The sequence below is a fragment of the Fructilactobacillus sanfranciscensis genome, assembly GCF_029023685.1.
Taxonomy (GTDB): Bacteria; Bacillota; Bacilli; order Lactobacillales; family Lactobacillaceae; genus Fructilactobacillus; species Fructilactobacillus sanfranciscensis.
Window position 1 is genome coordinate 433606 of the sequence record NZ_CP118925.1, and the last position, 14767, is coordinate 448372.

Sequence of the window (14767 nt, forward strand, 5' to 3'; positions counted from 1 at the left end):
AAAAGTGATAATATTTGTTTGTTAAGCAATAAAATTATGGAGGACACAAATGAAAAATAATAAAAATGGACTTTTTAAAAGTAGTCTGTTTTATATCATCGTCTTTGTGTTAGCAATGGGAGTTATTCTTTTTGCAACTGGTGGCGGAACTGGTGGCAGTTCCGCTCAAAGTCAAAAGATTCAATCAAGTCAATTTACTAATGATTTAAAAGATAATAAAATCAAAAGTTTTGCGATTGAATCAAGTGACGGTGTATATAAAGTAACTGGAGAATACCGAACTCCACAAAATGTAAAACAAGATAATGGCATGTCTTTTAACGTTAGTTCAAAAGGGATTGTCAAAGCACCAAAGGAAACTACTAAAACTAGTAAGTTTACAACGAATGTCGTAAAAACTGATTCTTCGATTAAAGAAATTAATGCTTTGGCAAAGAATCATAATGTTAAGACAACCGCTAAACAAACCCAATCAAATGGATTTTGGTTAAACTTACTTGTTTCAATTCTTCCATTAATTATCTTTATTTACTTGTTTTACATGATGATGAAACAAGCTGGTGGTGCAGGTGGTCCTGGCGGAGTTATGAAAGTTGGGAAAAGCCAAGCAAAACCAGTTAAAAGTAAAGTTCGTTTCAATGATGTTGCGGGTGAAGATGAAGAAAAACAAGAATTAGTTGAAGTCGTTGAATTTTTGAAGGATCCAAAGAAATTCACTAAATTAGGAGCTGAAATTCCTAAAGGTGTACTTTTAGAGGGACCTCCTGGTACTGGTAAAACTTTACTTGCAAAAGCAGTTGCTGGTGAAGCCGGAGTTCCATTCTTCTCACTATCAGGTTCAGATTTCGTTGAAATGTTTGTTGGAGTTGGAGCAAGTCGTGTTCGTGACTTATTTGCTCAAGCTAAGAAAAATGCTCCTGCTATCATTTTCATTGATGAAATTGATGCTGTTGGTCGGAAACGTGGTTCTGGTATGGGTGGTGGACACGATGAACGTGAACAAACCCTTAACCAATTGTTAGTTGAAATGGATGGTTTCTCTGGTAATGCTGGAGTAATCGTGATTGCTGCGACAAACCGTGCTGATGTTCTTGATCCCGCTTTAACTCGTCCTGGTCGTTTTGACCGGAAAATTTTGGTTGGTCAACCAGATGTTCGTGGTCGTGAAGCAATTCTTAAAGTTCATTCTAAAGACAAACCAATGGGTCCTGATGTTGACTTGAAAGAAATTGCCAAGCAAACACCTGGCTTTGTGGGTGCTGACTTAGCTAATTTACTTAATGAAGCTGCTCTATTAGCTGCTCGTCGTGATGGTAAATTTATTACGGCCGCTGATATGGATGAAGCAGAAGATCGAGTAATTGCAGGTCCTGCTAAACGTAATCGTGTGATTAGTAAGCATGAACGTGAAGTTGTTGCTAACCATGAAGCTGGTCACACAATTGTGGGATTAGTTTTGAATGATGCTCGAGTAGTTCACAAGGTTACTATTGTTCCTCGTGGACGTGCTGGCGGATATGCAATTGTGCTTCCTAAAGAAGATCAACAATTACTATCTAAGAAAGATGCCCTTGAACAAATTGCTGGGATGATGGGTGGTCGAAGTGCTGAAGAAATTGTCTTTAATTCAGAATCTTCTGGTGCATCTAATGATTTCCAACAGGCGACTCAAATTGCACGGGCAATGGTTACCCAATATGGGATGACCGATGAGCTTGGAACAGTTGCTTTGGAAGATCCAAATACTGATCCATATGCTGCTCCTAAGTATTCTCAAGATACAGCAGCCAAAATTGATGCCCAAGTCAAACGTTTTACTGACGAAGGTCATAAAAAGGCTCGCGAAATTATTGAAGAACATCGGGCTCAACATAAATTAATTGCGGACGCATTGCTCAAGTATGAAACTCTAGATGAAAAACAAATTCTAAGTTTATACAATACTGGTAAAATGCCAGAAGAACAAGACGAAAAACCTGCTAATGAAGAAGAGACTTTTGATGAAGCAAAGAAAATTGCTGAAACAAAAGATAGTGAACAAGAAGAAAAACTTGAAAATAAAATCAAGGATGATGAACACAAAGATCCAAAAGATTAAATAACGAAGAAGAACGTGAGCAGAATTGCTAGCGTTCTTTTCGAATTTAAGGAGAAATTAAAATGAAAGAAAATGATGTATTGGTAAAAGCCCTTACGAAAGATCAAAACTTTCGAGTTTATGCCATTAACGCTACTGGGGTAGTGGATTACGCTCAAAAAAATCATGATTTATGGAGCACTTCAGCTGCTGCATTGGGAAGAACATTAGTAGCAACGTTATTACTATCTAATTCAGCTCTTAAAGGTAAAGAAACGATGACGGTGCGTTTGAATGGTCAAGGACCAGTTGGTTTTATGGTAATTGATGCTGATGCGAACGGACACATTAAGGGTTATATTCAAAATCCCCATATCAACTTACCTTTGACGAAAGAAGGAAATGTTGACGTTGCTCAAGGAGTTGGTACTAATGGATTCTTAGAAGTTTTGAAGAATCAAGGTGGCAAAGAACCTTATACCAGCAGTGTTCCTTTAGCCAGCGGTAAAATTGGTGATGATTTTACTTATTATTTAGCGATGTCTGAACAAATTCCTTCAGTAGTTGGTGTCTCCGTTGATATCAATGGAGAAAATAAGATCCAAGTTGCTGGTGGTTTCCTAATTCAAACAATGCCAGGTGCTGACGATGATGCAATTACAAAATTAGAAAAGAAATTAAAAGAAATTCCAAGTATTCCAACTATGCTAGCAGAAGATCCTAATCCAGAGCATATTTTAGATGCCTTATTTGGTAAAGATAATTTGGACATTGTGCAACATCTTCCTGTATCATTTGAATGTAATTGTTCTAAGGAAAAGTTTGCCAAAGATATTGCAGGAATTGGTAAAAAAGATCTCCAACAATTAATTGACGAAGATCATGGTGCTGAAATTGTATGTAATTTCTGTGGAAAGAAGTATAATTTTTCAGAAGATGATTTAATTAAAATGATGAATGAAAAGGAAAAAGAGTAATGAGTAAAGATAGATCGTGGAAACTAGGCAATCTTAAAATTGATAATCCATTAGTAGTTGCTCCCATGGCAGGTGTTACTAATTCTGCTTTCCGTTTGATTTGTAAAAAATTCGGGGCCGGATTAGTTGTTTGTGAAATGATTTCTGACCGTGGAATTATGTATAACAACAAAAAAACTTTAGACATGGTAAACGTTGAAGTAACTGAGCACCCAATGAGTATTCAAATCTTTGGTGGAAATAAAGATACTTTAGTTAATGCAGCCAAATTTATTGACCAGAAAACTGAAGCAGATGTGATTGACATCAACATGGGTTGTCCCGTTAACAAAGTAATTAAATGTGAAGCAGGAGCTCGTTGGTTATTAAATCCTGATAAAGTTTATGAAATGGTTTCTGCAGTAACAGCTGCAGTTGAAAAGCCAGTAACAGTTAAAATGAGAACTGGATGGGACGACGAACATTTGTACGCTGTTAAGAATGCCCTAGCAGCTGAGAAGGCTGGTGCTGCAGCAGTTGCTATGCACGGGAGAACCCGTGAACAAATGTACATGGGTAATGCTAACTGGGAAATTTTGAAAGAAGTTTCTGATGCTTTGACAATTCCCTTTATTGGGAACGGAGATGTAACATCTCCACAAATGGCAAAACAAATGCTTGATGAAGTCGGTGCTACTGCTGTTATGATGGGACGTGCTGTTGAAGGAAATCCTTGGATTTTAAAGCAAACTAACCATTACCTTGAAACTGGAGAAGTATTACCAACTCCAGATATTGAAGACCAAATGCAAATTGCTAAAGAACATTTGCATGGATTAGTTGAACTAAAAGGTGATTATGTTGGTGTTCATCAATTTAGGGGACAGGCAGCTTATTATCTTAAGGGATATTCACATTCAGCTCGTGCCAAAGTTGCAATCACAAGTGCAGATACTGAAGCTGAAATGTTTAAAATTATGGATGATTTTGTAGCACAAACTAAAGATCGTGAGAAAAAACGTGCTGTGAGAGCGCATGAAAGAGTTTAGTTATGTTAAAATTAAACTAATTATTAAGTAGTTTGGAGGAATTATAGTGGCTCAAGATCCTAAGCAAAAAAGAAAACAAGAAAGACAAATGAATGATCAAATGCGAGTTCGTCATGAAAAAATGGATGAATTACGTGAAGAGGGTATTGATCCTTTTGGTCATGAGTTCAAACCAACCGCTTTAGCAAAAGACTTAACCGAAGAATATGACAAATATTCAAAAGAAGAATTAGAAGAAAAAGACGTTACTGTGACTATTGCAGGACGGATGGTTGCTAAGCGTGGTAGTGGTAAAGTTGGATTTGCTGATATTCTTGATCGTTCTGGAAGAATGCAAATCTATATTCGTAAGGATGTTGTTGGTGAAGAAAAATACCATATCTTTAAACGTTCTGATATTGGTGACTTCTTAGGTTTTACTGGAGAAGTAATTAAGACTGACATGGGTCAATTAACTGTTAGAGTTACGGACGTGACATTCTTATCAAAAGCACTTCGTCCACTACCTGATAAATTCCATGGTTTACAAAATAAAGAACAAAAATACCGTCAACGTTATCTTGATTTAATTTCTAACCGCGAGAGTTTTGACCGTTTTCAAAATCGTGCCAAAATTATCAGTGCAATTAGAAACTTCTTAGATAACGAGATGGACTTTACTGAAGTAGAGACACCTGTATTACATGCTTCTGCTGGTGGAGCTTCAGCTCGTCCATTTATTACTCATCATAACGCTTTAGATATTCAATTATATCTTCGGATTGCACTCGAACTTCACCTTAAACGTTTAATCGTTGGGGGAATGGGACGAGTATACGAAATAGGCCGTGTTTTCAGAAATGAAGGAATGGATAAAGAGCATAACCCAGAATTTACTGAATTAGAAAGTTATGCTGCTTATTTTGATTTCAAAGATGTAATGGATGAAACTGAAGGAATTTTCCGTGCAGCCGCTAAGGTTGTTACAGATGATGGTAAAGTTACCTATCAAGGTAATGAAATTGATTTAGATAAGCCATTTAAGCGAGTTCATATGGTCGATGCTATTAAAGAAGTCACTGGTGTTGATTTTTGGCCAGAAATGACTATTGATGAAGCTCGTAAATTAGCTGATGAACATCACGTTAAATATGAATCATACTGGAAGGTTGGACACATCATTAATGAATTCTTTGAAGAATTCGTTGAATCAACCATTGTTGATCCTACATTTGTTTATGGACATCCAATTGAAATTTCTCCATTAGCTAAGAAAAATGCTGATGATCCTCGTTTCACTGATCGTTTTGAACTTTATATTCTTGGAAATGAATATGCTAATGCTTTTTCTGAATTAAATGATCCAATTGATCAAAGACAACGTTTTGAAGCACAAGTTGCAGAACGTGAGGCTGGAAATGATGAAGCTCAAGGTATTGACGAAGATTTCATTAAAGCTTTGGAATATGGAATGCCACCTACTGGAGGTTTAGGAATTGGAATTGATCGTTTAGTAATGCTCTTAACTGATGCACCTTCTATTCGAGATGTTCTCTTATTCCCAACCATGCGTCCGGAAGAAGATCAAGATTAATAAATTAAGTAAGTGATTGAATTCAATTGAATTCAATCACTTTTTTATTATAAAAAGTTCAAATTATTGTTGACAACAATTTGGTAAGAGAGTAATATTTATATGGTTGTGAGAGAGTATTACTATTTTTATTTAAATGTTAAAAAATACATTTTATTTATTGACATTTATGGTATAACCATGTAATATAGTTAATGCACTGTTACGGGTGCTTGAGTAGATCTTTGAAAACTGAACAAGATTTTGATTACAATAAGTGTAAGGATAATCTTTAAACTTAGTTTAAAGATTAAACAAATATGCAATGTCAATTTGCAAAAACAAATAAATAAGAGCTAGTAAAGTTCTCATTTTTAAAATGAGAGTTTGATCCTGGCTCAGGACGAACGTTGGCGGCGTGCCTAATACATGCAAGTCGAACGAAGTCGCCCAATTGATTCTTAGTGCTTGCACTAAGATGATTTTGGATCCGACTGAGTGGCGAACTGGTGAGTAACACGTGGGTAACCTGCCCAGAAGAAGGGGATAACACCTGGAAACAGATGCTAATACCGTATAACAACAAGAACCACATGGTTCTTGTTTGAAAGCTGGCCTTTGTGCTAGTGCTTCTGGATGGACCCGCGGCGTATTAGCTAGTTGGTGAGATAATAGCTCACCAAGGCAATGATACGTAGCAGACCTGAGAGGGTAATCTGCCACAATGGGACTGAGACACGGCCCATACTCCTACGGGAGGCAGCAGTAGGGAATCTTCCACAATGGACGAAAGTCTGATGGAGCAACGCCGCGTGAGTGAAGAAGGGTTTCGGCTCGTAAAACTCTGTTGTTAGAGAAGAACAGCCGTGAGAGCAACTGCTCACGGTATGACGGTATCTAACCAGAAAGTCACGGCTAACTACGTGCCAGCAGCCGCGGTAATACGTAGGTGGCAAACGTTGTCCGGATTTATTGGGCGTAAAGGGAGCGCAGGCGGTTTATTAAGTCTGATGTGAAAGCCTTCGGCTTAACCGGAGAAGTGCATCGGAAACTGATAAACTTGAGTGCAGAAAAGGATAGTGGAACTTCATGTGTAGCGGTGAAATGCGTAGATATATGAAGGAACACCAGTGGCGAAGGCGGCTATCTGGTCTGTAACTGACGCTGAGGCTCGAAAGCATGGGTAGCAAACAGGATTAGATACCCTGGTAGTCCATGCCGTAAACGATGAATGCTAGGTGTTGGAAGGTTTCCGCCTTTCAGTGCCGCAGCTAACGCATTAAGCATTCCGCCTGGGGAGTACGACCGCAAGGTTGAAACTCAAAGGAATTGACGGGGACCCGCACAAGCGGTGGAGCATGTGGTTTAATTCGATGCTACGCGAAGAACCTTACCAGGACTTGACATCTTCTGCCAATCTAAGAGATTAGACGTTCCCTTCGGGGACAGAATGACAGGTGGTGCATGGTTGTCGTCAGCTCGTGTCGTGAGATGTTGGGTTAAGTCCCGCAACGAGCGCAACCCTTGTCTTTAGTTGCCAGCATTAAGTTGGGCACTCTAGAGAGACTGCCGGTGATAAACCGGAGGAAGGTGGGGATGACGTCAAATCATCATGCCCCTTATGTCCTGGGCTACACACGTGCTACAATGGGCGATACAACGAGTTGCGAAACCGCGAGGTCAAGCTAATCTCTTAAAGTCGTTCTCAGTTCGGATTGCAGTCTGCAACTCGACTGCATGAAGTTGGAATCGCTAGTAATCGTGGATCAGCATGCCACGGTGAATACGTTCCCGGGTCTTGTACACACCGCCCGTCACACCATGAGAGTTTGTAACACCCAAAGTCGGTTGGATAACCTTTTTAGGAGTCCGCCGCCTAAGGTGGGACAGATGATTAGGGTGAAGTCGTAACAAGGTAGCCGTAGGAGAACCTGCGGCTGGATCACCTCCTTTCTAAGGAATAATTCGGAACCTTACATTAATCAAAATCTTGGTCAGTTTTGAGAGTATTTACTCTTAAAATTTTATATTCATAGTATTCGCTTTTTGGGCCTATAGCTCAGCTGGTTTAGAGCGCACGCCTGATAAGCGTGAGGTCGGTGGTTCGAGTCCACTTAGGCCCATACCGAAAAGTCGGTTTTGAATATTATGGGGAATTAGCTCAGCTGGGAGAGCACCTGCTTTGCAAGCAGGGGGTCAGCGGTTCGATCCCGCTATTCTCCATTGACACGTAAGTGTCATTTTTGTTCTTTGAAAACTAGATAATATTATTTTCTGTAATAATTATATTTTTATATAATTGAACCGAGAAATAACCATTGTGTTATTTTTGAGTTTTTTAATTAGTTTTAATCGCTAAAACTCAAATAATTTATAATCCGTAGGATTATAGGTTAAGTTAATAAGGGCGCATGGTGAATGCCTTGGTACTAGGAGCCGATGAAGGACGCAACTAACTGCGATAAGCTTCGGGGAGCTGTACGTAAGCTTTGATCCGGAGATTTCCGAATGAGGAAACTCGACCAGTGTTATGACTGGTCACTGCATAGTGAATACATAGCTATGCAGAGGCAGACGTGGGGAACTGAAACATCTAAGTACCCACAGGAATATAAAGAAATTTCGATTCCCTAAGTAGCGGCGAGCGAACGGGGAATAGCCCAAACCGAACCCTTGTGGTTCGGGGTTGTAGGACTGAACATTTGAGTTACAAAAGTATTTGATAGTTGAAGTAGTTGGAAAGCTACACCAAAGAGAGTGATAGTCTCGTAAACGAAATCGAATACCCTCAGTTCAGGATCCTGAGTACGGCGACACACGTGAAACGTCGTCGGAATCTGGGAGGACCATCTCCCAAGGCTAAATACTCCCTAGTGACCGATAGTGAACCAGTACCGTGAGGGAAAGGTGAAAAGCACCCCGGAAGGGGAGTGAAATAGTTCCTGAAACCATGTGCCTACAAGCAGTCAGAGCCCGTTAATGGGTGATGGCGTGCCTCTTGTAGAATGAACCGGCGAGTTACAGTTGCATGCAAGGTTAAGCCGAAAAAGCGGAGCCGTAGCGAAAGCGAGTCTTAATAGGGCGCCATAGTATGTTGCCGTAGACCCGAAACCAGGTGATCTACCCATGTCCAGGATGAAAGTGCGGTAATACGCACCGGAGGTCCGAACCCGTGTACGTTGAAAAGTGCTGGGATGAGGTGTGGGTAGCGGTGAAATTCCAAACGAACTTGGAGATAGCTGGTTCTCTCCGAAATAGCTTTAGGGCTAGCCTCGGAATTAGAATCATGGAGGTAGAGCCACTGTTTGAGCAAGGGGTCCATCTAGGATTACTGAGTTCAGATAAACTCCGAATACCATTGATTTATGTCCGGGAGTCAGACGATGAGTGATAAGATCCATCGTCGAAAGGGGAACAGCCCAGACCGCCAGTTAAGGTCCCTAAATATATGCTAAGTGGAAAAGGAAGTGGAGTTGCATAGACAACTAGGATGTTGGCTCAGAAGCAGCCACCATTTAAAGAGTGCGTAATAGCTCACTAGTCGAGTGATTCTGCGCCGAAAATTTACCGGGGCTAAGCATATTACCGAGACTGCGGACGCAACTATGTTGCGTGATAGGAGAGCGTTCTAAGGGCAATGAAGGTAGACCGTAAGGACTACTGGAGCGCTTAGAAGTGAGAATGCCGGTATGAGTAGCGAAAGATCAGTGAGAATCTGATCCACCGAATGACTAAGGTTTCCTGGGGAAGGCTCGTCCACCCAGGGTTAGTCGGGACCTAAGCCGAGGCTGAGAAGCGTAGGCGATGGATAACAGGTTGAGATTCCTGTACTAGTTAATTATGTTTGAACGATGGAGGGACGCAGTAGGCTAAGATATGCACACGATTGGAAATGTGTGTTCAAATCGTAAGTCAGTTTAAGAGTCAAATGCTTTTAAGCGGGTTGACAAGCGATGATGAGGATCGAAATTTAAGTAGAGAAGTATCTGACGTCACACTGCCGAGAAAAGCTTCTAGTTAGTAATTAATTACCCGTACCGCAAACCGACACAGGTAGTCGAGGAGAGTATCCTCAGGTGAGCGAGAGAACTATCGTTAAGGAACTCGGCAAAATGACCCCGTAACTTCGGAAGAAGGGGTGCTGGCCTCACGGCCAGCCGCAGTGAAAAGACTCAAACGACTGTTTATCAAAAACACAGGTTTATGCAAAATCGTAAGATGAAGTATATGGGCTGACGCCTGCCCGGTGCTGGAAGGTTAAGTGGAAGTGTTAGCTTCGGCGAAGCACCGAAATGAAGCCCCAGTAAACGGCGGCCGTAACTATAACGGTCCTAAGGTAGCGAAATTCCTTGTCGGGTAAGTTCCGACCCGCACGAAAGGCGTAACGATTTGAGTACTGTCTCAACGATAGACTCGGTGAAATTAAGATACCTGTGAAGAAGCAGGTTACCCGCGACAGGACGGAAAGACCCCATGGAGCTTTACTGTAGCTTGATATTGGGTGTTTACATAACTTGTACAGGATAGGTAGGAGCCATAGAAGCCGGGACGCTAGTCTCGGTGGAGGCGTCAGTGGGATACTACCCTTGTTATGTGAACACTCTAACCCTGCGCACTGATCGTGCGCGGAGACAGTGTCTGGTTGGCAGTTTGACTGGGGCGGTCGCCTCCTAAACAGTAACGGAGGCGCTCAAAGGTTTGCTTAGAATGGTTGGAAATCATTCCTAAAGTGTAAAGGCAAAAGCAAGCTTGACTGCGAGACAAACAGGTCGAGCAGGGACGAAAGTCGGACTTAGTGATCCGGTGGTACCATATGGAAGGGCCATCGCTCAACGGATAAAAGCTACCCTGGGGATAACAGGCTTATCTCCCCCAAGAGTTCACATCGACGGGGAGGTTTGGCACCTCGATGTCGGCTCATCGCATCCTGGGGCTGTAGTTGGTCCCAAGGGTTGGGCTGTTCGCCCATTAAAGCGGTACGCGAGCTGGGTTCAGAACGTCGTGAGACAGTTCGGTCCCTATCCGTCGCGGGCGCAGGAAATTTGAGAGGAGCTGTCCCTAGTACGAGAGGACCGGGATGGACATACCGCTGGTGTATCAGTTGCGCCGCCAGGCGCATTGCTGAGTAGCTATGTATGGATGAGATAAACGCTGAAAGCATCTAAGTGTGAAACTCGCCTCAAGATGAGATTTCCCATTCCTATATGGAAGTAAGACTCCTGAAAGATGATCAGGTAGATAGGTTAGAAGTGGAAGCGTAGTGATACGTGAAGCGGACTAATACTAATCAGTCGAGGACTTAACCAAGTAGAATGAAGATACGATGGAAGTTAATCGGAAGAAAATAATATTGTCTAGTTTTGAGAGAACAAAGTTCTCACAAAAAATAGTGTGGTGGCGATAGCCTGAAGGATACACCTGTTCCCATGCCGAACACAGAAGTTAAGCTTCAGCACGCCAAAAGTAGTTGGGGGATCGCCCCCTGCGAGGATAGGACGTTGCCACGCGGTTATTATTCCGACATAGCTCAGTTGGTAGAGCACCTGACTGTTAATCAGGTTGTCGACGGTTCGAGCCCGCCTGTCGGAGTTAAGTAAAGAAGCGTTAACTACCTGGTTAGCGCTTTTGACTTATATAATGTTATTTTTGCTGATTTAGCTTAGTTGGTAGAGCATCGGCATCGTAAACCGAAGGTCGGAGGTTCGACTCCTCTAATCAGCATTTATAATTTTAAAAGGAATTCAGGCTCTTCGTCAACTGTTGTTGGTGAATCCATATTTCGAGTTCTAATCACTTCGTGATTAGGGCTCTTTTTGTTTTGATTTTGAAAACGTATAGTACTCGAGTTCTAAACCTCCAGAAGCTGCGATAGCCAAAACTGGCTCGTTTGATCGCCTTGATTTTATTATTAGAACCTTCCAAAGGACCATTTGAATAGTGTGTGGTAAAGGTGTTACGAATCTCATCATGATGGCTTTCAAGTGTTTTAATCGTGTTCTTCATTTCTTCAGAATACGTTTTGTTATTCCAAAATGCCGCATTGTAGTTATGCCAATCTTGATGTTGGACAGCTGACCGGACGCTGTTTAAGACTTGATAAGTTTGTTCTAGTTCTGAATCCAACGATAACAGCTGATGGACAACATCGGTGGCAGCCATCCAGTAAGGAAAATTAGTCCACTTTTTGAATTGTTCAAAGTTAAGCTGTTCAGTTGGTACTAACAACAGCTTCCAGTAGCGCTTAAGGGCGTGAAATTCGCGAGAAGACGGGGTAAACTTCTTCATCACCTTGATTCTGGTTTTGTTAAACGCCCGATTTAGGGCGTTGATAATATGAAACTTGTCCATGACCACCATGGCATTGGGGAACACGGTCTGCACAAGCTTGGGGTAGGTATAATTCATATCAGTCACAATAATTTTGACGTTTTCTCGGGCAGCTTGATCGAAGCGGTAAAAATACTTCTCTAGTTTATTGATGGTTCGATAAGGGAGTAAGTCGATTAATTCATGGGTTTCGCCATTCATGAACTCAAAGCTCATGGTACCAGTAGCGCTCTTGGTACTCTTCACCTCATCCATTAAGATGATCTCTGGTAAATAGTGCCAATTGGTTTGAAAGTCTCGTTCAGCGCGCATTAACTGGCGGCCCACAAATGAATCTGATGCCGATACTTCATTGGCAATGTGCTTCAAAGAGACCGGTTCACCGAGCTTCTCTAGGCATTCTTTGCGGCTGGTGTTTGAAATTGTACAGTGTTTCGGAACTGTCACTGTTTGTGCAAGAAAGTTGCCGTGACATTCTTTACAGTGGAAATAGCGGCGCTTTAAGGCTAAGATGACGGTGTTGCTCAGAACCTTCGAGAATCTGATAGTGGTATTGCGCCAGCCGTAGTTAATAATCTTTTGATCATTGATAATCCCGCACTTGGGACAAGCCTTCGGCGTGTAATCCAAGTGGCCAGTTAAGCGAATAACCCCGTCTTCTCCAGTTTCACCGTCAGTAATTTTTAGGTTCTCGTCAGCTATTCCTAATAATAATTTTGTAGTATCATTACACATAGGGCATTTCCTTCTTTCTGAAAAATCTTCGTGGTGGTTGACTTGGATGAACGGACAGGAAATGTCCGCTTTTTTATTCTAGCCATAAATAAAAAATCTGTCATCAGTAATAGATGAAAATCTATTACCAACAACAGATATTGTAGAACCGGAATTCATCAATTTGGTGGATTCCTTTTTTTTATGCTCTGTATGTAATGAAATGTAACATGACTTGTTGACCATTTAAATAAATACCATTATCATTACTACCAATGAGGAGCTATTAATATGAGTGAAAAGGAATTAAGACGCTCAATGGCAGTTTTGCCGATGGGTACAGTAATGAAATTAACATCATTAACCGCACGCCAGATTAGATATTACGATGATTGTGGTTTAGTAAAATCAAAACGGACTGAAAGTAATCGTCGTCTCTATTCACTAAACAATATTGATCGAATTTTAGAAGTTAAAGATTATCTAGATGAAGGTATGAATATTGAACAAGTGAAACGGGTTTACGAAAAGCAACGTCGCCGACTTGCTAGTAAGAATAGTAATCAAAGACAAACTGTCAGTGACGAACGAGTTCGTGAGTACCTCCGTGATGATATCATGAAAGCCGGTGGCTTCTATGTTGATAACGATCCTCAATTCAAACAAGGTTATTTATAAAAGGGAGATAGAGTAATGGAAAAGACGGCAAAATATACACCTGATGATATTAAAAGAATGGTTAAAGATGAAGATGTACGTTTCCTTCGTTTAATGTTTACCGATTTACTTGGTACAGTTAAAAATGTTGAAGTTCCAATTAGTCAATTAGACCAATTATTAGCAGGAAAGTTAATGTTTGATGGATCCTCAATTGATGGTTTTGTGAGAATTGAAGAAAGTGATATGTATTTACATCCAGATCTTGATACTTGGATGGTATTTCCATGGGGCGACGAACATGGTAAAGTTGCTAGAATTACTTGTGCTGTTTATACGGCAGATGGAAAACTATTTAAAGGAGATCCTCGTAAAAATTTAATGCGAGTTCTTGAAGAAATGAAAGAATTAGGTTTTAGTGATTTTAACATTGGACCTGAACCAGAATTTTTCTTATTTGAATTAGACGAAAATGGCCACCCAACTAAAAAATTAAACGATAAAGGTAGTTATTTTGATTTGGCACCAATGGACTTAGCTGCTAACGTTCGTCGTGATATGGTTCTTGAACTTGAAAAGATGAACTTTAAAGTAGAAGCTTCTCATCACGAAGTTGCTCCAGGTCAACACGAAATTGATTTTGAATATGACAATGCAGTTGCTGCAGCTGATCACATTCAAACTTTCAAAATGGTAGTTAAAACAGTTGCTAGACGTTATGGTTTATATGCAACATTCATGCCTAAACCTTTAAATGGTGTAAACGGTTCTGGAATGCACATGAATATGTCACTCTTTGATAAAGATGGAAACAACGCCTTTTATGATGAAAATGGTGACGGTCAGTTATCACAAACAGCATACTACTTCTTAGGTGGTTTATTGAAACATGCGAAAGCATTAACTGCCGTATGTAACCCAACTGTTAACTCGTACAAACGTTTAGTTCCAGGATTTGAAGCTCCAGTATACATTGCTTGGTCTGGCGCTAACCGTTCACCAATGGTTCGTGTCCCAATCGCTCGTGGTAAGGGAACTCGTCTTGAATTAAGAAGTGTTGACCCATCAGCTAACCCATACTTAGCAATTGCTGCCATTTTAAAAGCTGGACTAGATGGAATTAAAAATAAAATTGAACCAGAAGAACCAGTTGATCGTAATATTTACTCAATGGATGGACAAGAACTTAAACTTGACCACATCGAGAAATTACCAACATCATTGCATAATGCATTAGCTGAATATTCTAAAGATCCACTAATGGAGGATGCTTTAGGATCACATATTTACCAAAACTTCTTAGATGCAAAAAATATGGAATGGACTTCATATAGTCAAAACGTTTCTCAATGGGAACGTGATCGTTATTTAGATATGCTTTAAAAAAACACCTAAATAGCTAACAAAACGACCTAGTTAACATGATTAGGTCGTT

General features: G+C 40.8%; 7 protein-coding genes, 4 tRNA genes and 3 rRNA genes. 13 read left to right on the forward strand and 1 reads right to left on the reverse strand.

The genetic code is table 11. The features are described from left to right. The first annotated feature begins 49 nt into the window (after positions 1-49). From ftsH to PY770_RS02240, 11 genes are all read left to right on the forward strand, one after another. Positions 50-2098: an ATP-dependent zinc metalloprotease FtsH gene (gene ftsH, locus PY770_RS02190; RefSeq protein ID WP_275046046.1), complete on the forward strand. Its 2049-nt coding sequence runs from the start codon at positions 50-52 to the stop codon at positions 2096-2098. 62 nt (positions 2099-2160) lie between these two features. Beyond that, entirely contained in the window at positions 2161-3054 is an 894-nt protein-coding gene (gene hslO, locus PY770_RS02195; protein WP_103428628.1) for an Hsp33 family molecular chaperone HslO, read from the forward strand. Then, the gene (gene dusB, locus PY770_RS02200; protein ID WP_103450596.1) at positions 3054-4082 is read left to right on the forward strand and encodes a tRNA dihydrouridine synthase DusB; all 1029 of its coding nucleotides are present in this window, start codon (positions 3054-3056) and stop codon (positions 4080-4082) included. Before hslO ends, dusB begins: the two co-directional genes overlap by 1 nt. A gap of 88 nt (positions 4083-4170) precedes the next feature. After that, positions 4171-5655, forward strand: a complete 1485-nt coding sequence (lysS, locus tag PY770_RS02205; RefSeq protein ID WP_056958027.1) for a lysine--tRNA ligase — start codon at positions 4171-4173, stop codon at positions 5653-5655. A gap of 354 nt (positions 5656-6009) precedes the next feature. After that, positions 6010-7587, forward strand: a 16S ribosomal RNA gene (locus PY770_RS02210). Positions 7588-7682: 95 nt separating this feature from the next. Beyond that, a tRNA-Ile gene (locus PY770_RS02215) sits at positions 7683-7757 on the forward strand. Between the two features lie 27 nt (positions 7758-7784). Beyond that, positions 7785-7857 (forward strand) — tRNA-Ala (locus PY770_RS02220). Positions 7858-8025: 168 nt separating this feature from the next. Then, positions 8026-10941: ribosomal RNA gene (locus PY770_RS02225) — 23S ribosomal RNA — on the forward strand. Between the two features lie 83 nt (positions 10942-11024). Next, positions 11025-11141 (forward strand): 5S ribosomal RNA (rrf, locus tag PY770_RS02230). The 16S, 23S and 5S rRNA genes sit together here with 4 tRNA genes alongside, the layout of an rRNA operon. A gap of 9 nt (positions 11142-11150) precedes the next feature. Further along, positions 11151-11223, forward strand: a tRNA-Asn gene (locus tag PY770_RS02235). A 59-nt stretch (positions 11224-11282) separates the two neighbouring features. Then, positions 11283-11355: transfer RNA gene (locus PY770_RS02240), tRNA-Thr, on the forward strand. Positions 11356-11424: 69 nt separating this feature from the next. On the opposite strand, the gene PY770_RS02245 is transcribed toward PY770_RS02240, so the two are convergent. Next, positions 11425-12696, reverse strand: coding sequence for an ISL3 family transposase (locus PY770_RS02245; RefSeq protein ID WP_275045807.1), 1272 nt, complete (start codon positions 12694-12696; stop codon positions 11425-11427). Positions 12697-12966: 270 nt separating this feature from the next. Here PY770_RS02245 and PY770_RS02250 point away from each other — a divergent pair, with 270 nt between their 5' ends. Both PY770_RS02250 and glnA read left to right on the forward strand, forming a co-directional pair. Beyond that, positions 12967-13353, forward strand: coding sequence for a MerR family transcriptional regulator (locus PY770_RS02250; RefSeq protein WP_103429168.1), 387 nt, complete (start codon positions 12967-12969; stop codon positions 13351-13353). 15 nt (positions 13354-13368) lie between these two features. After that, positions 13369-14715, forward strand: a complete 1347-nt coding sequence (gene glnA / locus PY770_RS02255; protein WP_275046047.1) for a type I glutamate--ammonia ligase — start codon at positions 13369-13371, stop codon at positions 14713-14715. Positions 14716-14767: the final 52 nt, after the last annotated feature.

Bases quoted from the DNA above. Each gene is read 5' to 3' on its own strand.
- ftsH (WP_275046046.1), top strand. From the start codon at position 50: ATGAAAAATAATAAAAATGGACTTTTTAAAAGTAGTCTGTTTTATATC.
- hslO (WP_103428628.1), top strand. From the start codon at position 2,161: ATGAAAGAAAATGATGTATTGGTAAAAGCCCTTACGAAAGATCAAAAC.
- dusB (WP_103450596.1), top strand. From the start codon at position 3,054: ATGAGTAAAGATAGATCGTGGAAACTAGGCAATCTTAAAATTGATAAT.
- lysS (WP_056958027.1), top strand. From the start codon at position 4,171: ATGAATGATCAAATGCGAGTTCGTCATGAAAAAATGGATGAATTACGT.
- PY770_RS02245 (WP_275045807.1), bottom strand. From the start codon at position 12,696: ATGTGTAATGATACTACAAAATTATTATTAGGAATAGCTGACGAGAAC.
- PY770_RS02250 (WP_103429168.1), top strand. From the start codon at position 12,967: ATGAGTGAAAAGGAATTAAGACGCTCAATGGCAGTTTTGCCGATGGGT.
- glnA (WP_275046047.1), top strand. From the start codon at position 13,369: ATGGAAAAGACGGCAAAATATACACCTGATGATATTAAAAGAATGGTT.